This window comes from Shewanella sp. TC10, from assembly GCF_009663145.1.
In the GTDB taxonomy this organism is placed as follows: domain Bacteria; phylum Pseudomonadota; class Gammaproteobacteria; order Enterobacterales; family Shewanellaceae; genus Shewanella.
The window spans coordinates 15,933-42,812 of sequence record NZ_VKHR01000008.1; the positions used below are offsets into that span (position 1 = coordinate 15,933).

Below are 26,880 nucleotides of genomic sequence, written 5' to 3' on the forward strand. Positions count from 1 at the left end.
GCTATAAAAATTGTTTCTCTGGATGAGTTAAATAATCATCAGATAGTTGCTCTTTACGGTAATCAATCGTGAGCTCTTCATTAGCTTGAATATCTCGAAGAGTGACTAGACGCATAGGGTGATATCTAATTTCTGTATTAGGTGTTCTTGAATGGTTTATATAGCTATATTTAGTTCTGAAATTACGTACCAGTAACGTGGTGTTATTGAGGTAGTTACACTCCATAAAAATATAATTTTTATATGGTTCAATTTCCTGTGCCATTAACTGCTCAATTTTCTGATAGTCAGCAATTGAAACCACCTGCCCGTCAAAAAGATACAGTATCTGTTCTTCTTTCATTAAATCTGTGGCAAATAAACCAAACCCGTGTAATTCACTTTGTTTAATATCTGTCTTAGCGATGGTATTGAGCGTTGCAGCTTTTACAAAGTTAAGTTCTTGGGTTTTATCACCGGTATCGGAAACTGACATAAAGAAACCTATAAAAGTGGATTAGCATAATTTCAAAGAAGAATTGATTACTTTAACTTATCATTCGATACTTTGAAATATCAGCACTTTAGAACAACAAAAAAATATTTATCAAAGGGATTTCACACCATTAAAATATGCCTTTGGTAGCAGTAAGGTGCGAATTTCAATATCAATTACCAGTATATTCTTGTTGGTATATAGTGGGCCGCCATATTTGCATCAGAATTTCAGGATTTGTTACTGGCAAGAAACCAAACTGAGCATAAAGTTTATGGGCATCACTTGTCGCCAGCATCATTCTTCGAAGACCAATTACATCTTTGTGATTAACAATCGAGTTAATCAGCCATTTGCTTAATCCTTTCCCCCTGTATTCATCAACAACAAAAACATCTGCCAAATATGCAAACGTGGCTTTGTCTGTAATTAATCTTGCAAAACCGACTTGTTGATTTGATTCAGTTAGCACGCTAAAACAACTTGAATGCTCAATCGCTTTTTGCAACACGGCCATCGGGATATCTTTAGCCCAATAAGAGTGAGTGATAAATTGGTGAATGATATTGATATCAATATCATTTTTATCTGTGCTAATTTTAAACCCTTTTACTTGAAGGTCATTTATATCATTGTCGCTTTTATTCATGCCATCACGCCTTACAAGATTAATAATTAGGTTTTATTTGCAGAATGTTCTATCAGGCTCTTTGTGTAAGTAAATAAGGCTTTATCGTCCAATCTTGACGACTTTGCTAGTCCATTTAATACACCTTGTTGATCAGCCTCTGAGCGATGCTGGCCGAGTTTCAGTTTTCCCTCAGCATGCGTAATTTCAATTTTAAAACCGACGATGGCTTTAGCAAGTTTTTGCTTATATTCCTCAGGAACAAAACCGTCACTTTCTGCTAATGAAGGTTCATAATATTGAATAGTGTCTGAAAGTATTTGTAAGGTCTCTTCCCTGCTAGTAAGACTTATAAGCCCTTTTACATGCACAGCAGCATAATTCCAGGTCGGCACAGCTGGATAACTGTCATACCATGTAGGAGATATATAGCCATGAGGGCCAGAAAACACCGCTAAAATAGCTTGGGTATCAAACGATTTCCAGTGACCATTCGCTTTAGCAAGATGACCATATAAAGTGCCTAATTCACCTTCATCACGTTTTAATAATAAAGGGAGATGTGAAGCAGTTAAGTCTTGAGTGGTTAAAATGGCAAAGCTGAATTCATCTATAAAGTCATGGATCTGTTCAAGTGATTCCATTTGTAACTTCTTAGGTATATACATATTGCTCCCTGCTATAAAAAAGCTTATATAATAAGCTTATATAAATTTCCTATGTTACTTGTTTAGGTTAATTTTTTATCTTAATACTTATCCTTTGAATAAATAATCTTACCTAACTAAGTTAATGTTATTTAGTATCTAAATAACAAGCCAAACGCTGCTGTAATGGCAAAATGGCATCTTTGTCATTCATATATTCTTTAATCGACATTAATTGCCAATATTGACCTTCATCTCCAAAGCGAATCGACTCAATCTCTTGCTTTGTCGCCTGTGCAACAAAAAAGAATGAAATACCATCAGATGTTTGATTAATGGCTTGTTGTTTGTATATCAACCTCTCAGTAGGTAATGCAATAGAAAATTCTTCATGCAATTCACGTAACACACATTGTTCAGGCGTTTCATTTCCTTCACGCCCACCACCTGGAAAGTCCCACATATTTGCAAACGGGATTGAACAGATATTATCACGTCGATAAACCACTAATTGCTCGTTATAAAACAATGCCAATTTACAACCAGTGAATCCTTGCGCGTTACTTTCGTCATTGTCATTGTCATTGTCATTGTCATTGATAATTAAATTCAACATCGTTAAATAACCTCTTAAAAAACAATAAAAAAACCAGTGACAAGCACTGGTTTAGTAAACTGGATTTAATAAAACTCAAGTTACGCGATAACAATAAACCCAACGAAAGTAATGGCCGCTGCAATCAGTGTATAAGGTAGCTGAGTAACAGCATGACTCACCAAGTTACAACCCGCACCTTGTGCAGCAAGAACAGTCGAATCACTATAAAAACAAGCCTGGCTACCAAATGATGATGCAGATAATAATGCTCCAATCACCAAAGGAATATCAGCACCTACCGCTTGCGCTAGTGGCATAACAATCGGTATGGATACTGCAAATATTCCCCAACTCGAACCTGTCGCAAATGCCAACAATGCCATAGCCACAAACACAACAGCCGGTAAGAATTGCGCAGTCATATATGGGCTTAAACTTTCAATGACATATTGCGGCAATAACAATTTGTCGCAGACATCTTTAAAAATAAAAGCCGCGATAACTGTTCCGATCGCAGGCAACATACTCTTAAAGCCGTCAATCATTTGCTCCATCATTTCAGCTAATGGCATTAAACGCTGCACAGCATAATATGGAATAGTGATGGTCATTGTTGCTAAAAGTCCCATCCAAACATCAATATCAAAATAAACAGTAAAGCCCACTAATAGCGCAATCGGCACTAAAAAGTTATGTAATTTACCCTGATGATCGGCGGTTTTAAACTCATCTTCCATCGCTTTCACAGCATAGTCATTGCTGGTTTGAATATCAGCTGATTCATCAACAGGTATACCAATACCCTGTTTCGCTTTTAACTCAGCCTTTTTCATTGGACCAATTAACGGCATAACACCTAAAATAACCAGTGGTACCATGATGACAGCCACCCAAGCATAAAGCATGTACGGTATGGCTTGCATGTACACAGAAATAGCTTGGCCAGGCGCTGCAATACCGTTATCGACCAAAAGCCCACCAAAGAACACTGCCCAAGTAGACAAAGGCACTAATACACAAATTGGCGCAGCTGTTGAATCAACAACATAAGCGAGCATCTCACGTGAAATACGAAACTTGTCAGTGACACGTTTCATTGTTTCACCCACCGTCAGCGCATTGAGATAATCGTCAATAAAAATAGCGACACCTAACACAAACGTCATCATTAACGATGACTTGGGCCCTTTGGCCACTTTCAGTGCATTTTTACCAAATGCAAAAGCACCACCGGTGCGAACTAAAAGCGCAATAAGCGCGCCAAACGTGCCACAGACTAGAATTAACCAACCAATGGTCTCATCTGCCATAACACTTAATGAAATCTCTGAGAAATTATTTAATGCTTCGACTGGGTCAAGCATCAATAAACCCACAACAGCACCTATGACTAACGCAAGAATAGGTCTTCTTAATACAATCGCTAATATCAAAACAACCACAGGCGGGATCAAACTGATCGCTGATGGCTCTGTCATGACGGTTTTCCTTGTTCAAAATGTAAGTTAAAAATGGAGGTGCAAAATAATGTCGTTATGTCATTGAGTCAACAAATATTAAACATAAACAAGAAATAAAATAAGAATTTTTGACAAAGAAATCAACTTTGTAAGCCAGCATCAGGTATAGCAATAATTAAAGATTAATAACCAATTGAACTAAATGATAAATTTCTTCAAAATTATTTCAACTCTGTTTGCTTGTTTTAGTTACTTTCAGCTGAGTCGAGATTATAATTAAATACTGATTTATATTTTAAGTAATTAACTTCTAGGGCTGCCCATGAGCGAAATAACATTAGATAAAATCGATTTTGCGATCTTGTCTGAACTTCAGCAACATGGCCGCTTGTCGAATCAAGAGCTTGCTTTAAAAGTTAATTTATCGCCCTCACCTTGTTCTCGTCGAGTAAAAGCGCTTGAAGATGCAGGATATATAGCAGGTTATGCCACCCTATTAAATGCAGAGCACTTTAATTTAGCTTTAACCGTATACATACAGATAAGACTAGAAAAGCACACCAGCAGTATATTGAATGCTTTTGAAGCCGATATCAGCCGTTATGATGAAGTACAAGAGTGCAGTTTAATCACTGGCAGTGAAGCTGATTATTACCTCAAGGTACTCGTAAAAGACATGCAAGACTATAAGACCTTTTTATTGGAAAAGTTAACAACCAACCCACATATTGCCGGCGTCCAATCAAGCTTTGTGCTTAAAAAAGTGAAAAGTAGCACAGCGATACCACTGTAGGTAATAAGAAGCACATCGCACAAATATGTGAACAAGCTCAAGGTTTACCGTTTTAATTCGGCTAGATAAAATTGCGCTGGCTTATAAATACCCAAACTCAACAAGATTTAATTTCAACATAAAAACTAAAAATAGATTTATATCTCAATAATCACGCTTTTAAGGGCATATTTTTTCACAATGAAGCTTCTGTTCGCAATATTTTATCATTGACCTTATCTTCCAAAACACTAGTATGCGCGCTCTTTTCTATTTTAACTATTTAGAGATCCATCATGAGTGCACAAGCAAACGGACATTTTAGTTCAAGAATCGGTTTTATTATGGCCGCAGCAGGTTCTGCTGTCGGTGTGGGTAATATTTGGGGATTTCCAACACAAGCTGCAACCCACGGCGGGGGCGCATTTTTACTCGTATATGTGTTGCTCATTATCCTACTGGGATACCCAATGCTGATGGCTGAGTTGATGGTGGGTCGTCATGGGCAAACTAACCCTGCAGATGCTATGGCAAAACTCGGTAATTCTTCAATATCAAAGCGGATCGGTAAAACAATCGGTATGATTTCGATTATCACAGCAACACTGATTTGTACCTTTTACAGTATTCTTTCTGGCTGGTTTGTCAGTTTTGCGCTAGCACCCATTGCACAAATGGCAGACCAACCTGATATTGCAAACTGGTTTACCGAGTTTTCAGTTTCAAGGAACTTAGTCTTTTCTTTAGTCTTTATCGCATTAGTTGTTCTAGTGATCCGCCAAGGGGTCCAAAAAGGTATCGAGCGTTGGTCTAAGCGTTTAATGCCATTATTGCTGATAATGCTAGTGTTAGGTGCGGTTTATATTTTAACTCAGCCAGGGGCAATGCAAGGTTTAAAGGTACTATTAGTTCCTGACTTTTCAATGATATTTAATGCTGATGTCTTAATTGGTGCCTTAGGGCAAACCTTCTTCTCATTAACTGTGGGAACAGGAGCGATGATGGTGTATGGCGCCTATCTCAATAAACAAGAGAACATTGGCCAATTAACTGCTTACGTGACGTTAACTGACACCATGGTGGCTTTTCTTGCTGCGTTAATGATTATCCCTGCAATGTACGTGGCGCAACATAATGGCGTTCAAATTTTTGCAGACGATGGCAGCTTACTCAACTCTGATACGCTTGTGTTTAGTGTTCTACCTGCATTATTCGACTCTATTGGTGGTATCAGTCAATATATTATCGCTATCGTGTTTTTTACGTTAATGACCATTGCCGGTTTAACTTCTGCTATGTCGATTGTTGAAGTGCCCACCAGCTATATCGTCGAAAAGGCATCATTAAATCGCAACAAAGCGACGTTAGTTGTCGGCATCTTTATCTCCATCATGGCCAGCATCATTGTATTTAATTTTAGTGCATTATTCGGGCTCATCATTACCCTAACAACAGAGCGAGCGCAGCCTTTAATTGCTTTAGGTATTGCGATATATATGGGTTGGATTTGGCATAGAAACACGTTACTTGCTGAAATAGCCCAGCAAGATGGAGTAAATCAAAATAGCTTATTCTGGCGAGTATGGCCTGTGTACGTGAAGTTTGTTTGTCCGCTTCTTATCATCGTCATTATTATGCAATTGATGAGTTAAGGTTTATCGCTATCATTACAATCATTAGCTAACGATAACAATCAAAAGCGGTAGTGCTGAAATCGTTTTACTCGATATCAGTCGCTACTGCTTTTAAAATTAATTCGAAAACTTTACTAAAGATGACTACAAAAGAAGGTTATCAAAGTATTATTTCACTCGTTTACTTATCCATTTAGACAAGGGTTTAGCCGACACTCCATGGACAATTAAACTAATAAACACAGTACAAATAACTGTCATCGCAATAAACTCCCCTCCGGGCAAGTCACGCTCTAACATAATCACCACAAACACAATTGACGCTAATCCCCGTGGACCAAACCAACCAAGAAATAATCTTGAAGGAACATTTTCCCCTTTAGCACCTAATGCTAAAAAGACTGGCAACATTCTCACTACAGTCAGACTTAATAATGCATACAACAACATAGTCCATGTAAATGAAGCAAACGCTGTTCCAATAACCATTGCCCCAAATAACATCCATGTGAGTAGCGCTAGTATTTCACCAATGCCTTCTGTAGGGAGAATCATTTTTTGTTTATGTTCTTTCATCAGGTAACCAAATAATAAACCTCCTGAAAAAGCGGCAATATAGCCACTGCCTTCTAATGATTGAGAAATAGCAAAACAGCATAGCGCTAAGCTAAGTACAATATTTTGACTCCAGATTTCTGTAATCCAGTTTTTGTTATAACAGTGCACAATCAATTTGCTGGCGATAAAACTTGCCGACAGCCCAACGGCTAATCCGATCCCCAATTCTTCAATCAAAAAAGTAAATGCAATATGAGTCACTTCACCATCTGCTACACTACCCGCTGCTAATGCTAAAAAGACAAATAAGATAGGGACACAAAGGCCATCATTTAAACCGCTTTCGATATTTAGCCCTTCACGCAACTTTGACGGCACTATCGGACTTGATACTACGGCTTTACCAAGTGCTGCATCTGTTGCTGCTAACATCGTCGCTAACACTGCAATTTCATATATTGTTAGGTTAGGAAACAACCAAAAACCAACCAAAGATCCCAAGGCTATCGCCCCTGGTAAACCGTACAGTAGCATGCGAGTGGGAATGGCTATATGGCGTTTTAATACCGTTAAATCGCTATTGGATGCATCGCAAAAAAGTACCACTGCGAGGGTTAAATCGGCAAATACTCTCATGCCAGAACCATCTGAGTGATTGCCAAGCCAACCTAGACCTAACGGGCCCAATACAAAACCTACAACAACAAATACCATGGGGCCTGAAATCATCGAGTTCTCGACTCGCCCAGCAATTACGCTATAACAAAAAGCAAAAATGGCTAAAATGGCCAACTCTTCATACATATCTCAATCTCCGTATTGGGATAATGATTTATAAACCTAGCAAGATCAGTTTATTAATAATCTCTACAGTAGACTTTTTAATCAGGCTTTCGCAAGTTTTGATCTAACTGAACGCGAATTTTCATATTAAATCCCTCCCTCAACAACTTGTCGCTTTTGTTCAATAACCCCTGTCTATAAAACGTTAAGATGCTTTCATCAAATACATATTGTTAAAGTTACATAAAAGCTATGAGCTAATTAATGAACTACAAATTTGGTAGTATCAGCCCATTGATTTACCAGTGCTTATGACAACTTGTAAAAGTACTTAGTAGTTAGTAGTTAGTAGTTAGCCCCCTATTTATGAAAAACATTTTTTAATCAAGAGCGACATAACATTACAAACTAGTGGACTCCTAACGCTGATCGAAACCTTTAACAGATTAACGGTTTTACATTTGGCGGTAAGCTAATATGGAACTCATATGGCGATATTATTTACTAATTTGTATACCAATTTAGCTAAACTAAGCATTTTTATTTCAGCTAATTTTACAAAGCAAAACATCAAGGTTATTAAATGCATTCACATCTTTCACTAACACAATTAGGGTGGCGTCCTTTTTTTCAACAGCAGCTTACGTTAGAAGAAATGGAACTAGTTGCAATACAATCAGCAGAATTACAATTAGCAATTGGCAGAGTGGTTGAGCAACATCGCAGTGGTGTGGTGGTATTGTCTGAGTCTGGTAGTTATCAGCTTACTCAAACACCCATTCAAGCATCTGATACTGATAAGCTTTGTGTTGGTGATTGGGTGTTATTTAATAACCTAAAACGCTTTGTTAGATTATTAGAAAGGCAGTCTTTATTTCAGCGTAAAGCTCCGGGCAGTAAAATCGATACTCAGCTAATTTCGTCTAATGTGGATAGCTTATTTATTGTTTGTTCGCTCAATCAAGACTTCAATTTAAGCCGAATAGAGCGTTACCTTGCGTTAGCAAAAGAAGCGCAAGTAGAACCCATTATAATCCTGACGAAAGCCGATCAATGTGAAGATAGTGATGATAAGCGTCAGCAAGTACAGTCACTTGATCCATTTATCATGGTTCATGCATTAAACGCTTTAGATAGAGACCATTTAATTGAACTCAGCGGTTATTGCAAACAAGGTAAAACTATCGCACTTCTTGGTTCCTCTGGTGTTGGAAAGTCTACCTTAGTCAATGGCTTAATGGGTGTTGATACGCAGCTAACGAGTGATATTCGTGAAGATGATAGTAAAGGTCGTCATACGACAACTTCTAGAGCATTAAGATTATTACCACAAGGTGGGTTAATTCTAGATACTCCCGGCATGCGAGAACTACAACTCAGTGCTTGTGAGCAAGGCGTATCTGAAACCTTTAGTGAAATCACTGAACTGGCAGCACAATGCCGTTTTGCAGATTGTCAGCACGGTGATGAGCCGGGTTGCGCCATTCAAAAAGCGATTCAGCAAGGGAAAATAACCGAAAGGCGTTTTAGCAGCTATCAAAAACTAATGAGAGAACAAGCTTTTAATAGTGCAACTTTGGCGCAAAAGCGTGCTAAAGATAAAGCCTTTGGAAAAATGATCAATACTATTCAAACAGAATCACGTAGCCGTAAAAATGGCGGATATTAGTTACGGCGTATTGATCTATGCTGGGCGAATCCATTGGGCAGCATTTGTTGTCCATTTGAATTTGTTTCGCCAGTGAGTAAGGCTTTATTACCCATAACGTTTAAATAGAAAATATTGTTCGGGGCAGCCGTCAAAACCCGGCGCTGTTCCAATAATCTCAAAACCACATTTTTGGTAAAAATTCGGGGCTTGAAATGCCAACGTATCGACTTGCGCGGCTTTACACCCCTGCTGTTTGGCTTCTTGTTCAGCTAAATTCATCAACTTGTACCCGAGCCTTTGACCACGATATTCATTACTGACCCACACTACGTTGATCAAAAACTTATGGTATATCGTTCGCCCAGATATGCCTGCAACGATAGTGTCATTGCTATCTCGCATAATTACAGTCAAGGGTTTAGACGTTTCATTACCCATGTGGCTAAAATTAAACTTCCTAACACCATCAACAAGTTGATCAACAATTTTCGACTCTTCTGAGTGTAAAACTTCAATCTTCACATCATTTCCTTTTGACATAACCATACACATTAATACTTCAACCAAGTGATTATATTGAATTTAATTTTTAAACTAGTTCATATCTGTAATAAATGAAAGCCACTTGTTTACACAAATGGCTTAATTAAAATTTGAGTCATTTAAGAGATAATCGTTATAGATATTCTTTCAAAAAGACCAAGTATTTGTTCGAAGCACTGATTCGATTTTCTTTTTTACTAAAACCATGACCTTCGTCATCAAAAACTAAGTAATCAACATGAGTTCCACCAGCACGAATAGACTCAACCATTTCATCACTTTCGATTTTTAGCACTCTTGGATCATTGGCCCCTTGCACAACAAGTACTGGACTTTTGACTTGATGACCAAAAAATACCGGTGAAATATTATGTAAACGCTCTTTGTCAGTCGCTGGGTCTCCAAGTTCGTCATAAAGACTTTTTCTAAAGGCTTCCCAATAAGGCGGGATACTTTCTAGGGTTCTTACCCAATTGGTGACACCAAAAATATTGATCCCAACTTTAAATTCGTCGGTAAATGCCATTGCTGCCATAGTTAAATAACCGCCATAACTGCCACCCATCACGCCAATTTTTTCAGCATCAACCCAATCTAAGCTCTGTAGGTACTTTTTGTTGTATACCACATCTTGTAAATCATCTTCACCATGACGTTTATCATCTAAGTGAAAGAAGGTTTTACCGTAACCACTTGAACCACGGTTATTGATTTTAATGATAGCGTAACCATTATTCACCAAGTGCTGAACCGTGGCTGAGTAGCCTTTACGTGATTGCCCTCCTGGTCCGCCATGTATATAGATTAGCGCAGGGACTTTGGTAAACTCAGCTTGTTTTGGCTTATACAAAATAGCTGGGATCTCAATACCATCAAAACTTTTGAATCTCACCACTTCACCAGCTACTAAATTTTCTTCTTTAATCGCTGGATTGCCGGAATTAGTAAGACGTAGCACTTTATCAGTACCCAGTTTGTGACTATATAAGTTGGATGGTGAAGTATCTGAATTGATATAGAACACCATTGATTTAGAATCTTGTGAAAAGTTAACGCCACGGAGATCGCCACTTGGTAATGTAGGCAAAGAGAGTTCACGATCATTGTTGTGATCGGTTATCGTTAATTGAGTTTGAGCATCAGCATTGATACCCGAGATTTGATAACGACCATCTTTAGAGAAGTAGCTGAAACTCACATCCCAATCTGCTTTATAATTTAACTCACTTTCACTGGTAGCAATATCATAGGTCCATGCTTGGTTAAATTCCCCAAACTCATTTGTCGCATATAACAGCTGCTTATTGTCTTTGGTGAAGGTGTAAGCATAATAAGACACATCACCTTCATGCTCTGTAATTAAGCGAGGTTTGGTCATTTTTAGTCGTAAATCAACCAAATATAAATCAGTATTACTATTAGAGTGGTTCTTACTTAAGGCAATAAAACGGCCATTGGGACTCATACTTTCAACTGTAAATCCCGAGTCATTTTTATAAATTAAACTACGACTATAATCCGCAGTATTGTATTGATAAACATCAAAATATTTAGCATCACGCTCATTAGTCATAACAAAAAAAGACTCATCATCTTCATGCCATGACAACATCATAGCCTTCAAGCCTTCACCTGGTGTTAAGTCTATTTCTACACCATCAAGATCTTTAACAAATAGATGATTTAATTCATCACCGCCTTTGTCTGCGCTATAAAGAAAACGATCATCCTTTGGAAACCAAGACTCGACAAAGATTGATTCTTCAGTGGAAAACGTTAATTGAGTTGTTTTTGAGCCATCTACCGGCACTTTGTAGGCATTAAAGATCCCGGAGTCATCATTACTCACAAGGACTGCTGTACCTGAATGATTAATAGATGAGCCAAATACACTGGTCGTTTTATAAAACTCTTCAGCACTGTAACTTTGGAAATTTGTTTGAGCTTGAGGTGAGATTTGCGGAGTCTGTTGCTGTTGTTTATCAGCAGTGGAGCAACCTGTCAGTACTAGCGTAATAACTGCGCTACTAATCAGCGTTTTAAGCATAATATATCCTTATTTAGCTTGAAATTGGTTTCTCAATAAATTGACAACTCAACAGCTTACTAAGAAATCGAACACAAATTAAACTAACACTAACCTGTGTTTTTGGCCAATTAGTTTACCTTGAACTGCGGCTAATCATCTCAACACAAACGTGTCAGGCACAGAAATTCCTTTTACACTATCTTAAGAACATGGTTTACACATTGTTGCTTTTATTTTTCACAAAAGTACCTGGACAAATAGCATTAATGAATGAAGGAAAGCAAATAAACCAAATTCCAATTAATAAAAACCAGTTCATTTTGAAACCAGCCGTTTGCAAATTATAAATTTTTGATTTCATATAGGTATAAGGTAAAACAATACGATTGTTGAGCGCAATTTGGTATACTAGGCCTTGCTTATGCCATAGGGATATTTCTGTTTGCTCCTGAGTTTCAGCCCCATTTATTGAAACAGATATTGCCTTTGCTACTTTTTGACATAATGATCGACTAATACCAAGAGCAGCAAATGTTTCAGGGTATGACTGAATATAGAGATCATAATAACGAGTAGTTTTATCTAACTCCTCATCGTAAACGGTTTCTGTTTTACACTTCACCTCGTCTACTAAGGTTCGAAACTCGTGCACTTCAGATAATGGAGCCACATGATATTTAGGTACAGCCCAACACAGAAAAATGATATTAATCAGAAGAAAAGCCAGTAAGAATAAAGCTCTTTTATATTCATCACCTCTAGCTTCAAACTCAAAGTATTCAAGTCTATATCCATAGTTTGAATTATATGCGTCCTCTAATTCATTTTCAGATTGAACTTGCTGTTGTTTTAATAACTCTTCTTCAGGGCTATTAGCCCGATTGTCTATTTCTGCTAATAGATCTTGATATCGTTGTGGGTACTTAGCTGCATTAATATTTTCTTTAACGTCTAATAACTCTTCCAATGAGTATTTTGAATAATCAATTGTCATTATCTTCCTTAATAATTATCTCTATTTTGCTTATTTCACTATCGGTTAACGCTTTATACCCTCTTGGGTAAGGCCAGCCATAACCCCAGCGATAGGTGGTAGGAAAATATGGGCTACCGCCTACACGTATACCTGCTAGCATTATCTCAGCTATTTGAGGTTGTCCCACTTGTTCGACGCAATGTTTTAATCGTTTATCAGAATCCTGTCGCTGTTTGTAAGTGCCGCCTTGCCAATAATCAAAATCATGAGCAGTACAACACTGAAGCCAAAGCTGTTGATGTTGTAAAGTACCATCAGGGAACACACTGCATCCATCAGAAGTGAATGGCACAATATCATCGTTAAATGAAAGATTAAATAATGCTCCAGCTATCAAAAACAAGCTGACGCCTATACCGTATTTAAAATAAGACTTATTGATTTTATTTAACAAGTTAATTCCGAAAAACCAACAGATTGCGCTGTTCATCTTTAGTTAGCACTTCTGTTTGTTCTGGTACGTGATAATTAATTAAGGCAGCGATAACATAAAAAACCAGAAAGGTTACCACCAGCGCAGCAAATATAACTGCAATAAATCGTAAAAATGTAGCCATAATTTTGCTAACTTTTTCTATTAAATTTCATCATCTTTGGATGATGATTTGAGTTCTAAAATTTGATCTAAGTATGCATTAAATCAAACGACTAATTTGGGGTCAAAATGTTTATCTGCTGCTTCCTTTATTAATTATTCAGTAGCTTTAATAGACCACCAAAAAACCTAATGCGGTTTGGGTACAGTCCATGTTCACATCAAGCACCCCAAGCATCCAGTCATGCACCTCATCTTTAAGCTTTTACTCCATAAAGGACAATGATGAGTACACTGAAGGAGGTAAAGTACTAGCTAGACATATCGAGTTCTCGTCCGAAACGATTGCTCGATAGAAAATGGATGAGTGGCTAATTTAAGTTTATCTGGTCATCTCTCAAATTCACTGAGGCTAACAACCGAGTTTTTTTGTGATGTGTTACATCAACTTTCAGTAATTGATTAAATTGCGCTAACGATAACGTTTGTAGTTCGTCACCTGAGAATGCATTACTTAGTAATTTATTTATCAAGACCAGTTTAGCTTCATTACCTTCAAACATTGCCCTTAAACTCAGCACAAGCGTATCTTGGTCAGCGATTCTATTTTGCTGACGTTTTCTGTTATCTTGCTGTTCAAAATAGTCATATAACAATAGGCAAACCTGTTGGTACTCACCGCTTACAAAATGTTGACGAAGTTGTTGCCTCAAATGACGTTGATGTGAACCAGTTATCCACAAACACCAGATATTTATACTATTTTTATGCTTAACATATAATCTTATCAATAACATCAGCGCAATTATAATACCGCAAAACATGCCCAGCTTTAAAACAATGCTAGTTGAATTTACCTTAGCATTATTGATTGCAGCAGCGTTACCCTCGACATGCCAAGACACTGCAGGAATGGTCAGTTCAGTTAAATTATCCGTTTTATAGTTATACCAATAGAGCGTTTGCGAAGGCAGCTTGTACTGACCACGAGTTTCAAAAATATAACTCGTGGTTTGCTCTGCCGTTGCGATGAGTTCGCCACGATTTGATTTATCGGATAATGTCGTTGGCTGCTGATAAATACTTAAGCCGTTAATTTGATGCTGAGTTAGCACTGGAAGCATCATAGATGGGGTTCCAGCAGCTTTAATTGTAATATCTCGAGTAACAGCCTCGCCCACTTCAAAACCTTTATCTGTATCATCAAGCACTTCATCGCCCAGATAATCTTTTACAGACAATGACACTGAGGGAGACACGATTAACCTATCTAATGCATCTACTTTAGCAATATCCAGCAATACATCAGGAAGCGTTGCAGTAAATTGTAGCGCATCGGTTGTAACCTCTCCTTCCACAATGCCGTACTCTTCTGTATTCACCGAAACAAAAACAGTAAATGGCGGCAGTTCATAAGTGCCCGCGTCCATCGGGTAAAAAGTTACTTCACGGATGAGGTAGCTCCATGATTCGCCATCGATGTTTTTAGTGCCAGTAATCGCAGAACCTGTTTGAGGTAAAAATACAATATTGTTGAATTGTGGTGGAGTGACGTTGATGCCTCTTCCAAACCATCTCGGAGTTGCCACCTCTATTTGCACCACAATAGGCTGTTTTAACATGTAAGGTGCTTTTGAATATAGCTTAATAGCCACTGTCAGCTGGTTTGATTTAATCAAGCTGTCCACTGTTGAGTCTTTACTTAAACTAGAACTGGGACTCGGATTAGCTTGATTAGCATCAGCGGTTTGACAAAACAAATAAAAAAACACAATGAACAAGCTGATGATAATAGCGACTTCGCTGGGTTTTCGAAAATGACTACTGAACAGTTGCTTGTGATCCTTCAAATAGGAATGACACATTATTCATTCTCCCCATTCGCCGTATTTTCATCAGTGTTTACAACTGGTAGTTCGGTTTGCATTTGAAACTTGCTTGCTAAAAATCGACCGGGATCTTTTTGAACTTGCCTTAGCCACATTTCATTCAGTTTAGGATCTAATAACAATTGCTGAGCATCATATTTCTCGGCGACTTTTAAGACCATTTCTTTCTTGTCAGCGCCATCCCCTGTTTGTGGATCATCACCCAAATCTTGTGGTGAGTCACCTGACTCACTTTGCTGACTTTCAGCTATGCGGTTAACTTCGTCAATAATGGCTTGCACCAATGCTAAATTATGCGTTGCTTGCTCATTATCTGGTGATTGCTCTAGCACCCACAGATACACCTTTCTTGCAGCAACATAGCGTCTTGCGTGGGCTAATGCATTCGCTCTCGCAATTTGATCGCTAATGTCGTCAAATTGATCGTACAAGATTGCGGCTAAATCAAACTCTTCGCCGCCATACTGGCTATAGGCTTGCCAACGGACAGTCTCAAATTGATTAGCAGCCTGCTCGTAACGGCCTAGTTTAAAAAGCAGCATACCTTGTTGATCGCGAGTGAACCAAAGATCAGCAAATTCTTGTGGCTTAACCGCAATAAAAACGGTGACGGCTATAACGGCCACTATGATAAGTTTAATTTTTTGTCGAATTAACCAAGCCTTAGCTGTAGCGATACCACCAGCTACCCAATTTGCAAAACTGACTGGTAAGGGGTTTAATTTGTGTTTTTTTGTTTTAAGCGATGGATTTACCATTTTAAGGTCCATCCACGTCTAAACCAGAGCGAATATAGCGCTGCGATAACAAATACGAATCCGTAGCCTGCATCTAACCAAGGGCGACTTTCATCTTCACTAACAACCAAATTATTGTCGACATACTGATTCACCTTAACAACGTCTTGTTTATCATCCGTTAAAATCACCATTCTGCCATTAGCCGCATCTGTAAGTGCCTGTAACTGTTTAGTTTGCATCGCAATAATATTAGAGCCGACTTCTTGCTTTACTTGTTCTCGGCCCATAGCCCATAGTACGAGTTGATGCGGTGCTGAAGTGAAATATGATTCAAATGCCGCTAATGCTTCATCATTACTTCCATCTGTTATCAATAGTAAAGTGCCGGGCACTTGAGTTGATGCCAACAGTTGGTTGGCCAGCGGCAAAACAGTTTGGGCTTGCTTACCTGAATTAGGCATAAGTTGATAGTTAAGCGAATCTAAAAACTGCTTGATCATGTTACTGTCATTAGTGATAGGCATGACAATGTGTGCTGACCCTGTAAAAGCAATTAACGCTGTATTAGCATCTCCCCTTATTGCCAACAGCTCCATGATTTTTTGCTTTGCTCGGGTTAATCTACTCGGTAAAACATCTGTTTGCTCCATCGATTGAGATAAGTCCAATCCAATAACAAGTGCAGACTTATCTTCTTTAAACGGACTGGGCTGCTGTTTCCACGTTGGTCCCATTAACACTAAAATGCTCAAAATACCGATAACAATAGTGAGATTTAGAGGTGAAATAAGGTTTTTCTGTGCCCCTGAGACTGTTAACGTTTGCAGTATGGTCTCTGACATATGCTCACGCCAGTGGGCTAAATTATCTTGACGCCCTTTGAAGCTATAAACGATATAAATTAATGGAACGAACGCTAACAACCACCATGGACGCAAAAAATGAAAATGTTGTAAGTGAATGATTATATTATCCATTTTTATCACCTACCGTCATCATGTTATATCGTATACTGACAACCAGTAATGATAATAAATACAAGCATAAAAATGCTGCTACGGGTAAATAATGGATACTGGTTTTAGGTCTAAAAGTTTGAGATTCAAATAATTCAGGTTCTAAAGCGTTAATCTCTTCATACACAGTTTCAAGTGCTTGTGCATCTATAGCTTGGAAACTTTTGCCGCCAGTAATACTTGCGATGTCCTCAAGTACTGCTAAGTCGACTTTTTCTTCACCAACAGCAGCAGGATCGCCAATGGCAATCGTATGAATTTTAATATCAGATGCTGCAGCGACCTTGGCAGCCTCAACAGGTGGCACTTTTGATGCTGTATCATTACCATCAGTCAGTACGATTAACACTCTGTTCTTGGTTTCGTGGCTACTAAACACACTGATTGATAACCCTATTGCGTCACCAAATGCAGTACTTTGCCCCGCCATGCCGACTTGTGTTTCATTTAATAATGTCTGCCAAGTGGCAAGATCATTGGTGAACGGCGCTTGTAAGTAAGGCGCGTCACCAAATAATATTAACCCCAGTCGATCGCTTTCACGTTGAGCAACAAAATCTGTCAGCACCTGTTTAACTGCCGTTAACCTATCGACATTAATTGCTTGATTGCTATTTACTGGCATCACAAAATCTTCAACCGCCATAGATCCAGACAAATCAACTGCAATCATCAAATCTCTTGCTGACTTTTGTTGTGTCACCGCAGCGCCAATCATTTCAGGTTTTGCCATGGCAGTGACAATGGCAATCCAAGCCAGCACCATAAACAGTTTTTGCAGGTTTTTTCGGCTTAAGATAACCGCGCCTTTTTGAGGACACTCTCCCGTTATTTTGACTAACTCTTCAAAATAAGGCACTTGGATGGAGCTGCGTTTTTCTTTGTAAGCAGGCGCAATAAAGTAAATGATAATCGGTGCAAGCAACAAAATGAATAATTGGGGATTTGCAAACTCAATCATAAGCCCCTCAATGGTTTTATGTTTAGCGGTCGAGCTTGCAAAAGTGTTTTTGAAGCTGGTTGTGGATGTGCTTTTGAAGGTGCTTGTGTTCGTGATTTTAAATGAACAGGTATTTGTCCTAGCAACCTGGCTAAGTGTTTACACACAGCATCAATATCTGCTTTCCATTCACACATAAGCGCCCCGATGGTGATGAATCCACAGCTTAATTTGCTGGGTTAATGTTGAGATGTCTTCAGCTGTCATCGTTAACGAGGCGTCATACGCTAACCTGTGAAGGGTAATTGCACCATTAGCACCAAATTGAGACAGCTCGCACTGCTTATCTAGCCATTCAGTCCAGTCTTGACCTGACAACAATGCAATTTCATTACGCTGATAACCCCCTAGGGCTGTTTTACGCAGTAAATTAGGTAACTGACGATAAATAGGCTGTTCAGTTAAGCTTTGATAATCAGGCAATCGTTCTAGCCAAGTAATCGCGTCTCGGCGATAAACATTGTGTTGATACAATCGCCAACGCTGATAAACCTTTCTAAGCAACCAAAATAGACCAATAATGGCTATCACTTGCCATGCCATCGTCTGCGGCCACCAGTTGATACTACTTGGTGGTGAGGTTTCGATTAACTCTTTGACGATGGTTGCGCCCCAACCTTCATAAAATAAGCTCATTCTCCCCCCTTGCTAAATGCCTGTTGCAGCTGTTTTTCAACGGGTTCAAGCGTATTAATCGTCAACAATGGGACACGAAACTTGCGAGCTGTTTGCGCATATTGAGTGAGTTTAGATTGGATTTGAGCTTGATACGCTTGATTGGTTTTCCCTAGTGCGTCAAATTGAATTTGTAATTCACCATCACTGACCACCATTTGAGTCATACTTGGTAACTGCTGCTCTAGCGCGTCGATAACATTACAAGCAATCACTTCATTGTGACGTCGAATATTCTTCATATGGTGCGTGGTTTTATCATCCCAACCATTGCCATCACCGATATAAATAATTAATGAATCATGGCCACACACATTAGCTATTTTATGCCAGCAGTTGTTTAAACTCTTATTCGTATTTTGACTCACTTTACCTAACCCTAATTGATTATTAAGTTCGACAACTGAAGTCAAAATTTGGGTTAAATGCTGTTTTCCCCGTTTTGCAGGGAACACGCGATTATGACTGTCGTTGAATACTATGGCACCAATACGATCGCCTGCTGCCGCTATTCGCCAACCAATGAGTGAGGCTAGTTCAGCTGCGATAACTGATTTCATTTTTCCTTTGCTACCGAAAAACATTGCTGCGCGTTGATCTACTAACAGAAAAACATTGCGTTCACGCTCTTCTGTGAACACTTTAATATGGGGTTTACCTGTACGCTTAGTGACTTTCCAATCCATACACCGAATATCATCACCAGCTCGGTAATGACGTAACTCTTCAAAGTTTAACCCTCGGCCACGCAATTTTGATGCATAGCGTCCATTCAATACACTATTTACAGCTTGAAATGGTATGAACTTAATCCCAGCGCCTCGATATTGCAGCTGAGTTAGCTGCGCTAAACTTGTATAAATTTCATTTGAAGCTTGAGTCACCTTTACCACCTATGAGTTTTATTATGTTCAAAGGTTGAATTGTCATATTGCCTATAATCAGGCCGCGACAACTTGACGTAGTAGTTCATCAATGACCATATCTGGGGTAATGCCATCAGCTATTGCGTCGTAACTGAGCACTAAACGATGACGTAACACACTATGAACGATACTGCGTACATCATCAGGATCGACAAAGGTTTTTCCAGCTAACCATGCAGCCGCTCTAGCGCATTTATCTAAAGCAATACTGGCTCTTGGACTTGAGCCTACCGTTAACCATTCTGATAAAGAAGAATCTGGGTACCTCGCAGGCTTCCTTGTGGCCATCACGATCGCCACAATGTAGGCCGTAATAGCGGGTGTCATGGTAATTTTCTTGATTTGCTCCCTGGCTTTAAAAATGTTGTCAGCATCAATACAAGATAAAGTATTATCGCTACTTAACTCTTCAGCCCTTACTAACTCGATAATGCTTAATTCCGCTTCATCATCTGGATAATCCAATAATATCTTCATCATAAAGCGGTCCATTTGCGCTTCAGGAAGTGGGTATGTTCCTTCTTGCTCTATGGGGTTTTGCGTTGCCAACACCATAAATAACTCAGGCAGTTGATGTGTTTTCCCTGCAACAGTGACTTGCCTTTCTTCCATAGCCTCAAGTAACGCTGCTTGTACCTTGGCAGGAGAACGATTGATTTCATCGGCTAATAAAAGATTGTTAAAAATGGGGCCTGGTTGGAAGGTTAATGTTGGCTTGCCCGAGACCTCTTGATAAATTTCAGTACCCGTGACATCTGAAGGTAATAAATCTGGGGTGAACTGTACTCTGCCTAGAGAGACATTTAACGCCATTGCTAAGGTCTTAATGGAGCGAGTTTTAGCCGTACCAGGTAAGCCTTCGAGTAACACGTTACCATTGGTTAATAGTGATAACAGTAATGCATCTACCACATGAGACTGGCCAATTACTGATGATTGAATTTGTTGTTTTAACTGCTGTATCTGTTCGAAGCAATCACTCATATTGTTTCCTATTAAATCCATTTAAACTGGGTGAAATAAATTCATCCAAAGACAATAATCAAAAATATCATAAGAATTAAATCTTAATTAACAACACCTTACAAACTCGATATTATTCATTCGAATTTATACATTGATACTGTTCAATCCTATTAGGCTCATGGTGCGTTAGGTTTATATAAGAACTATTACCACGATAACTGTTTAAAATTATGATGCTTTTATAAGCTGTGTCAATAAAACCCAATGATGTTTACATGACTGCTGTTTACATGACTGCTGTTTACATGACTGCTGTCATGATATTTCCTCATGACAGCAAGCAAGTGACGAAAATCTCTTAGAGTCGCTTGCTCACCTGTTATCCTTTATAACTTAAACAACATTAAGTTAATGTTTTTCACCTTGAGTAAGTATTTTATGGCTCTTAAACTGATGCTTTATAGATCTTAAGTTGATTATTAAGCCATATAGCACCAACACTAAACAACACAATACCCGCCATATCTGCAATTAAGTCTCCTGCATCAAGTGTTCTTGAAGGAATAAAGCCTTGGCTTATTTCTTCAGCAATGACCACTACCGTGACAGCTAAGGCAGCAGAATAAACTCGGAGTCTTTTTAAATAGAAATGATGAAAGCGGCTGGCAAATAAACTCACAAACGTTAAAAAACCAAAAATACAGAAATGACCTATTTTATCTCCATAAGGGATTGTCCTAATCCAACTAAAAAATAAGTTATTCGCACCGATATTTGCTTGAAAAATTATCCAACTCACAAACATAATAAAGATGATTAATAAGATAAAAGAAAAATAGTGAAAATATCTATGCATTCCATTGCTCCAAATTTAAGTGACATAGCCATCCAATTGCCATCAAAATCATTAACCCCAAACCCACTAAAATAATTAATCTCTGCTTAATGCTAACTTTATCGCCGCTTCCGCATGTATTGCCGTGGTATCGTAAAGCGCAATAGGGGTATCAGATTGATTAATCAGTAAAGCAATTTCAGTACAACCTAAGATGACTGCTTGAGCCCCTCGAGAGAATAAATCCTCGACAATTTGCAGATAACTGGCTTTAGAAGATGGCTTAAACTCCCCTAGACATAGTTCCTGATAAATTATGTCATGAACAACTTTTTGCTGCGCATCATGAGGGACGATAACATCAATACCATGCAAGGACTTTAAGCGGCCTTTATAAAAATCTTGTTTCATAGTAAAGCCAGTCCCAAGTAAGCCAACGGTATCAATATTATCAAGCTTCAGTTGGTCTGCTGTAGCATCTGCGATATGTAAAATGGGGATATTAATGGCGGCGGCGATATCGTCATACACTTTATGCATGGTGTTAGTACATATCAGCATAAAATCTGCACCAGCCTTTTCAACGCGTTGAGCGGCTTCAGACAAGATAGATGCTGTTTGCTGCCAGTCTCCTTGATGTTGCAGCTTTTCAATCTCATCAAAATCAACACTAAACAAGCTAATTTTAGCGGAATGTAGACCACCCAATTGCTGGTTAACGCCTTCATTGATCGCTTTATAATAACTAGCAGTGGACTCCCAGCTCATCCCGCCTAACAAACCGATGGTTTTCATATTTTTCCTAATAAACTGAATTAACACAATACTTTGCTGAACCTAACGGTCAGCTGGATGATTAACGCCATCATATAGCTTTATTTGATCAATTTTTAGCGGATTAATACCTGCTAAACAAGCCACATTAAAGCCGAATTGATTCGGGTTTGAGCGTCGTTGATGATGGGTATAAATTCCGCAATGACGGCAAAAATAATGTTTAGCTGTTTTGGTATTAAATTGATAGACGTTTAACTCATGCTCACCTTGAATAAACTGAATATCATCTAAATTGATTGATGCAACAATAGCACCTCGGCGACGACACATACTGCAATCACAGCGCCTAACATCCTGTAATCCTTTTGATAAAGAAAGCTCCATGACCACCGAGCCACAATGACAACTGGCTCTATGTTTAGGCATAACCTCGACACCATCAACCTCTGTTAAATTAACCATTTCTCTTCCTTGTGAATTCAAACTAGTTTTACGTTACCACGCTTAGTTAGAAGAATGACTTAAATTAAGATTAATAAAAAATGCTAACAAAAAAGGAGCCTAAGCTCCTTTTTTATTAAATGATGTATGAATTGTTTATTCAATCACTTTACTATGAATCGAAGCGAAGGTAAGGATTACTGCTTATACACCACGCCGCCTTTCATGACGAAATCCACATCTAATAACTCTTCAATATTCTTAAGTGGGCTGCCATCTGTAGCGATAATGTCGGCATATTTTCCTGTTTCAATGGTACCTAACTTATCAGACATATCGATAAGATCGGCTGCATTCACTGTAGCTGATTTTAAGATATCGCTATTTGTCATACCCGCTTGATGCATTAGAACAGCTTCTTGAGCATTAATACCATGTTTAGACACACCACTGTCAGTGCCAAACGCAATTTTAACGCCTGCTTTATATGACTTTTCAAAGTTAGCCAGCATATCTGGACCGACTCTAATTGCCTTCGCTTTTACAGGTTCAGACATAAAATCAGAAGTTTCAGCCATTTCCACAACAGTCGCGCCAGCTAACAATGTAGGCACTAAATATGCGCCTGTTTGTTTAAATAACTTAATAGTTTCATCATCAGCGTAACTGCCATGTTCTACGCTATCGACACCTGCTCGTAGTGCTGCATTAATGCCTGCTGTTGCATGAGCATGACTGGCCACTTTACGGCCTAAGCCGTGAGCCGTTTCAACAATTTCTTTTAACTCTAAGTTTGTCATTTGTTGGCCTGTACCTGTATCAGTATCTGATAATACCCCACCAGTTGAGGCCACTTTAATGGCATCAGCGCCATATTTAATGGCTTCTCGAGTCATTTTACGGCACTCGTAAGGGCCATCACATATGGTTTTAGGTGATTTCATTGCTAATAAATCAGGTGCCATACCATCAGCATCTAAATGACCACCCGTGATGGTAACCCCTGCTGCGGCAATAATACGTGGACCTTCAATCCAACCCTTTTCTACACCATCGCGCAGTGCATACATTTGCTCAGGTTCACTTAATAAATCCCTTACTGTAGTAAAACCTGACATCAAGGTAGTTTTAGCGTAATGAACACTTTTCATTGCGACATCAGCATCAGAGAGTTTCACTATGTCTTTGGTGTTATTTGGCCCCAGCTCCATTTGCAAATGGACATGCATATCCATTAAGCCAGGCATAACGAAACTGTCTGACAAATCAATCAGCTTGGCATCTTTGGCAATTTTATTCGCCGCAATAAAGCCTTTTTTAACTGCAATAATTTCACCGTCTTGAATAACAACGGTTTGCTTAGTCAGTGGTGATTTGCCTGGAACAGTGAGTAACTCACCTGCATGGATAACTTTGGTTTCAGCAAAGGAAGAGTGTGACAACAAAGCGCTGGCCATCATTGCAGCTAGCGTTAATTTTTGTGTTAATTGTACTTTTTTTATTGTTTTCATAAGAAATATACCAGCAGCAACAAAGGCTTTATTATCAAGTTTTGAGTTCAGATTGTTATTTCGCACATTATCAGGGATAACCTTTAAAGGCCTATATCCTTAGACATTTATCAATAGGCACTTATCAATAGGCACTTATCAATAGGCACTTATCAATAGGCACTTATCAATAGGCACTTATCAATAGGCACTTAATATAACTCACAAGACCTCAATGTAAATACAGATTCACATTATTTTACCATTTATTTGTCTTGTGGTAATTTATGCTTACAAAATTAACTCTCTAATTAATATAAAAAAGGGTTATAAAAGTCCATCGAACCTCATTCGCTTTCATTAATAGTCAAGGAATACTCATGAACAAAGGCATATATCTGGTGTTAATGATGTCGCCAATGGCCGCAGCCATTGGCACATCGTCAGCACTAGCCGATACCATAACGACAGTCCCCTCTACCAATACATTACAACTTGAAGATATCTTCACATTGGAATATGCCTCCAACCTTGAAATCAACAATGATGGCGATGAAGTGTATTTTGTCCGCAATTACATGGACATACATAACGATAAAAAGCTTGGAAATATTTGGAAAGTCGACAACAAAAAACAACTAACTCCTGTGACTAACGGTTTGCATGTGGACTTCTCACCTACACTGTCTCCAGATAACTCTAAGCTCGCTTATATTTCAACAGCCAGTGGCTCACCTCAAATACACATCAAATGGCTAGAAACGGGTGATATTGGCCAAATGAGCCATTTCAGCCACAGTCCAAATAACCTAACTTGGTCGCCTGATGGCACTCAAATCGCTTTTACTCGCTTTGTACCAAGCAAGCCTAAATCAGTAGTGTCATTGCCAGGTAAACCACAAAACGCAAATTGGGCTAAACCAGCTGTTTACATTGATGATATGTACTACCGATTTGATGGCGCAGGTCTTACCAAACCTGGCAACAGCCATATCTTCGTTATGTCAGCCAATGGGGGCTCTGCAAGACAAATCACCCAAGGCGAATTTGATCATCGTGGCAATATCAGTTGGTCTAAAGACGGTAAGCAACTAATTTACTCTACCAATACCCGTGAAGATAAAGAGCTTGAATGGACTGACAGTAATATTTTTAGTGTTAACCTTAACACTCAGCAAGTGACACAATTAACCGAACGATTGGGCCCTGACAATGCCCCACATGTATCACCTAATGGGAAATACATTGCGTATTTAGGTTTCGATCAACACCACATGAACTATGAGAACACCCTACTCTATGTCATGGATATCGACGGCAAAAACAAACGTGCGATAACAACCGATTTAGATCGTTCAATTAATAGCATAAAGTGGGCTGATAACAGTAAAGCCGTATACATGAGTTATCACGATAAAGGTGAAACTTACGTTGCCTATCAACCGTTAAATGGTAAGCGCAAAATTGTTGCTCAAAACCTTGGCGGACTCGCTTTCGGTCGCCCATATACTGGCAGCGAATTTGATGTATCAGAAAATGGCACAATTGCATTCACCTACTCAAATCCACAACGACCAGCTGATATTGCTATTACTCGCAAAGGGACAACTAAGCAGTTAACTGATTTAAACAGTGATGCATTGGATTACAAAACTCTCGCAGATATTAAAGAAATCAATGTGAAGTCATCTTATGACGACCGTAATATTCAAGCTTGGATAGCATATCCACCTAATTACGAAGCTGATAAAAAAGCAGGTAAAACATTTCCACTTATTTTAGAGATTCATGGCGGCCCAGTTACTAACTATGGCCCTCACTTTTCTGCTGAAGTTCAGCTAATGGCGGCAAGCGGTTATGTTGTGGTGTATGCCAATCCACGAGGTAGTGACAGTTACGGTAAAGAGTTTGCCCAAACTATTCACAATAACTATCCAAGCCAAGATTATGATGACTTAATGTCGGTTGTTGATGGCGTTATCGCCCAAGATGCAATTAATGAAGATGCTTTGTTTGTCACCGGTGGCTCAGGTGGCGGCGTATTAACAGCATGGATCATCGGTCATACCGACAGATTTAAGGCTGCAGTTGTCGCCAAGCCTGTTATTAACTGGTATAGCTTTGCATTGACCACTGATATTTACCCGTTTGTGATTAAAAACTGGTTTGAAAAAATGCCATGGGAAGATACGGCCCATTACATGAAACTCTCGCCAATTAGTTACGTTGGTAATGTCACTACGCCAACTATGCTTTTAACAGGTGATGCCGATCAACGAACGCCGATCGCTGAAACTGAGCAGTATTATCAAGCACTTAAACTGCGTAACATCGACACCGCAATGGTCAGAATACCAGATGCGCCTCATGGTATTTATAAAAGACCCAGTAACTTAATGTCTAAAGTTGCCCATATTCTTTGGTGGTTTGAGCAATATCAACCATAAGAACCGCTCATTAATAAAATCAATCAACCAGCATGTTAAGTTAAAGAACATGCTGGTTTTTAATTAAATTTTTAACTAGGCCATGTAGAACTTTACAGGTTGATTTTTACTGGTTGGATGTTTTTCGAGATAAAAACGGATTAGATTCGGCGAATGAAGTGCCGCCAAGCAATCTAAGTAACATTCGCTCAATTATGTAGACTCTGTATTTAGTAAGCCCCTTCATTGGATGATTAACACGCCCTAACATCTTTCATCCTTAAATCTATTCAGGCTAAGGGCTACTTACTTCGAGTTAACTTTTATTTTTCAAAAACCTAAAACGTCAC

At 38.8% G+C, this 26,880-nt stretch carries 25 protein-coding genes; 4 read left to right on the forward strand and 21 right to left on the reverse strand.

Going from position 1 to position 26,880, the window contains the following annotated elements:
* Nucleotide 1 precedes the first annotated feature (1 nt).
* The 5 genes from FNZ24_RS04345 to FNZ24_RS04365 form a co-directional block, all read right to left on the reverse strand.
* A complete protein-coding gene (locus FNZ24_RS04345) occupies nt 2–475 on the reverse strand; it encodes an SET domain-containing protein (RefSeq protein WP_153913185.1) in 474 nt (157 codons plus the stop codon).
* A gap of 172 nt (nt 476–647) precedes the next feature.
* Nucleotides 648–1,124 (reverse strand): GNAT family N-acetyltransferase, encoded by a 477-nt coding sequence (locus FNZ24_RS04350; protein ID WP_153913187.1) that lies wholly within the window; start codon nt 1,122–1,124, stop codon nt 648–650.
* A gap of 26 nt (nt 1,125–1,150) precedes the next feature.
* Nucleotides 1,151–1,771 carry an FMN-binding negative transcriptional regulator gene (locus FNZ24_RS04355; RefSeq protein WP_153913189.1) on the reverse strand — a complete coding sequence of 207 codons (621 nt, stop codon included), beginning with the start codon at nt 1,769–1,771 and terminating at the stop codon, nt 1,151–1,153.
* A gap of 127 nt (nt 1,772–1,898) precedes the next feature.
* Nucleotides 1,899–2,366 (reverse strand): NUDIX hydrolase, encoded by a 468-nt coding sequence (locus FNZ24_RS04360; protein WP_153913190.1) that lies wholly within the window; start codon nt 2,364–2,366, stop codon nt 1,899–1,901.
* An 80-nt stretch (nt 2,367–2,446) separates the two neighbouring features.
* Complete coding sequence (locus tag FNZ24_RS04365; protein WP_153913191.1) at nt 2,447–3,826, reverse strand: Na+/H+ antiporter NhaC family protein; 1,380 nt, start codon at nt 3,824–3,826, stop codon at nt 2,447–2,449.
* A gap of 304 nt (nt 3,827–4,130) precedes the next feature.
* Between FNZ24_RS04365 and FNZ24_RS04370 the strand changes: the two genes are divergently transcribed.
* Both FNZ24_RS04370 and FNZ24_RS04375 read left to right on the forward strand, forming a co-directional pair.
* On the forward strand, nt 4,131–4,601 hold the full coding sequence (locus FNZ24_RS04370; protein WP_153913194.1) for an Lrp/AsnC family transcriptional regulator: 471 nt from the start codon (nt 4,131–4,133) through the stop codon (nt 4,599–4,601).
* A gap of 275 nt (nt 4,602–4,876) precedes the next feature.
* Nucleotides 4,877–6,232: a sodium-dependent transporter gene (locus FNZ24_RS04375; RefSeq protein ID WP_153913196.1), complete on the forward strand. Its 1,356-nt coding sequence runs from the start codon at nt 4,877–4,879 to the stop codon at nt 6,230–6,232.
* A gap of 150 nt (nt 6,233–6,382) precedes the next feature.
* Here the strand turns inward: FNZ24_RS04375 and FNZ24_RS04380 are convergent, their stop codons facing one another.
* On the reverse strand, nt 6,383–7,576 hold the full coding sequence (locus tag FNZ24_RS04380; protein WP_153913197.1) for a cation:proton antiporter: 1,194 nt from the start codon (nt 7,574–7,576) through the stop codon (nt 6,383–6,385).
* Between the two features lie 562 nt (nt 7,577–8,138).
* On the opposite strand from FNZ24_RS04380, the gene rsgA reads away from it, so the two are divergent.
* Nucleotides 8,139–9,224 (forward strand): ribosome small subunit-dependent GTPase A, encoded by a 1,086-nt coding sequence (rsgA, locus tag FNZ24_RS04385; protein ID WP_153913199.1) that lies wholly within the window; start codon nt 8,139–8,141, stop codon nt 9,222–9,224.
* A gap of 87 nt (nt 9,225–9,311) precedes the next feature.
* Here rsgA and FNZ24_RS04390 read toward each other — a convergent pair whose 3' ends face one another.
* The 15 genes from FNZ24_RS04390 to FNZ24_RS04460 form a co-directional block, all read right to left on the reverse strand.
* Nucleotides 9,312–9,728, reverse strand: a complete 417-nt coding sequence (locus FNZ24_RS04390; RefSeq protein WP_153913200.1) for a GNAT family N-acetyltransferase — start codon at nt 9,726–9,728, stop codon at nt 9,312–9,314.
* Between the two features lie 154 nt (nt 9,729–9,882).
* The gene (locus FNZ24_RS04395) at nt 9,883–11,796 is read right to left on the reverse strand and encodes an alpha/beta hydrolase family protein (protein WP_153913202.1); all 1,914 of its coding nucleotides are present in this window, start codon (nt 11,794–11,796) and stop codon (nt 9,883–9,885) included.
* A gap of 196 nt (nt 11,797–11,992) precedes the next feature.
* Nucleotides 11,993–12,772, reverse strand: coding sequence for a hypothetical protein (locus tag FNZ24_RS04400; RefSeq protein WP_153913204.1), 780 nt, complete (start codon nt 12,770–12,772; stop codon nt 11,993–11,995).
* Nucleotides 12,762–13,208, reverse strand: coding sequence for a hypothetical protein (locus tag FNZ24_RS04405; RefSeq protein WP_228768372.1), 447 nt, complete (start codon nt 13,206–13,208; stop codon nt 12,762–12,764). Before FNZ24_RS04405 ends, FNZ24_RS04400 begins: the two co-directional genes overlap by 11 nt.
* 512 nt (nt 13,209–13,720) lie before the next feature.
* Complete coding sequence (locus FNZ24_RS04410) at nt 13,721–14,971, reverse strand: hypothetical protein (protein WP_228768373.1); 1,251 nt, start codon at nt 14,969–14,971, stop codon at nt 13,721–13,723.
* A gap of 242 nt (nt 14,972–15,213) precedes the next feature.
* Complete coding sequence (locus tag FNZ24_RS04415) at nt 15,214–15,996, reverse strand: hypothetical protein (protein WP_153913207.1); 783 nt, start codon at nt 15,994–15,996, stop codon at nt 15,214–15,216.
* A complete protein-coding gene (locus FNZ24_RS04420) occupies nt 15,990–16,955 on the reverse strand; it encodes a vWA domain-containing protein (RefSeq protein WP_153913209.1) in 966 nt (321 codons plus the stop codon). Before FNZ24_RS04420 ends, FNZ24_RS04415 begins: the two co-directional genes overlap by 7 nt.
* Nucleotides 16,948–17,955, reverse strand: a complete 1,008-nt coding sequence (locus tag FNZ24_RS04425; protein WP_153913211.1) for a vWA domain-containing protein — start codon at nt 17,953–17,955, stop codon at nt 16,948–16,950. Before FNZ24_RS04425 ends, FNZ24_RS04420 begins: the two co-directional genes overlap by 8 nt.
* Before the next feature lie 168 nt (nt 17,956–18,123).
* The gene (locus FNZ24_RS04430) at nt 18,124–18,630 is read right to left on the reverse strand and encodes a DUF4381 domain-containing protein (protein WP_153913212.1); all 507 of its coding nucleotides are present in this window, start codon (nt 18,628–18,630) and stop codon (nt 18,124–18,126) included.
* Nucleotides 18,627–19,553, reverse strand: a complete 927-nt coding sequence (locus FNZ24_RS04435) for a DUF58 domain-containing protein (RefSeq protein ID WP_194944993.1) — start codon at nt 19,551–19,553, stop codon at nt 18,627–18,629. Before FNZ24_RS04435 ends, FNZ24_RS04430 begins: the two co-directional genes overlap by 4 nt.
* 57 nt (nt 19,554–19,610) lie before the next feature.
* The gene (locus tag FNZ24_RS04440) at nt 19,611–20,579 is read right to left on the reverse strand and encodes an AAA family ATPase (protein ID WP_153913215.1); all 969 of its coding nucleotides are present in this window, start codon (nt 20,577–20,579) and stop codon (nt 19,611–19,613) included.
* Between the two features lie 427 nt (nt 20,580–21,006).
* A complete protein-coding gene (locus FNZ24_RS04445) occupies nt 21,007–21,417 on the reverse strand; it encodes a VanZ family protein (protein ID WP_153913217.1) in 411 nt (136 codons plus the stop codon).
* Nucleotides 21,418–21,492: 75 nt separating this feature from the next.
* Nucleotides 21,493–22,191: an aspartate/glutamate racemase family protein gene (locus tag FNZ24_RS04450; RefSeq protein WP_153913218.1), complete on the reverse strand. Its 699-nt coding sequence runs from the start codon at nt 22,189–22,191 to the stop codon at nt 21,493–21,495.
* Nucleotides 22,192–22,233: 42 nt separating this feature from the next.
* Nucleotides 22,234–22,635 (reverse strand): GFA family protein, encoded by a 402-nt coding sequence (locus FNZ24_RS04455; RefSeq protein ID WP_153913220.1) that lies wholly within the window; start codon nt 22,633–22,635, stop codon nt 22,234–22,236.
* Between the two features lie 176 nt (nt 22,636–22,811).
* Entirely contained in the window at nt 22,812–24,074 is a 1,263-nt protein-coding gene (locus FNZ24_RS04460; protein WP_228768376.1) for a metal-dependent hydrolase family protein, read from the reverse strand.
* A gap of 449 nt (nt 24,075–24,523) precedes the next feature.
* Here FNZ24_RS04460 and FNZ24_RS04465 point away from each other — a divergent pair, with 449 nt between their 5' ends.
* Complete coding sequence (locus FNZ24_RS04465) at nt 24,524–26,551, forward strand: S9 family peptidase (protein ID WP_228768377.1); 2,028 nt, start codon at nt 24,524–24,526, stop codon at nt 26,549–26,551.
* Nucleotides 26,552–26,880: the final 329 nt, after the last annotated feature.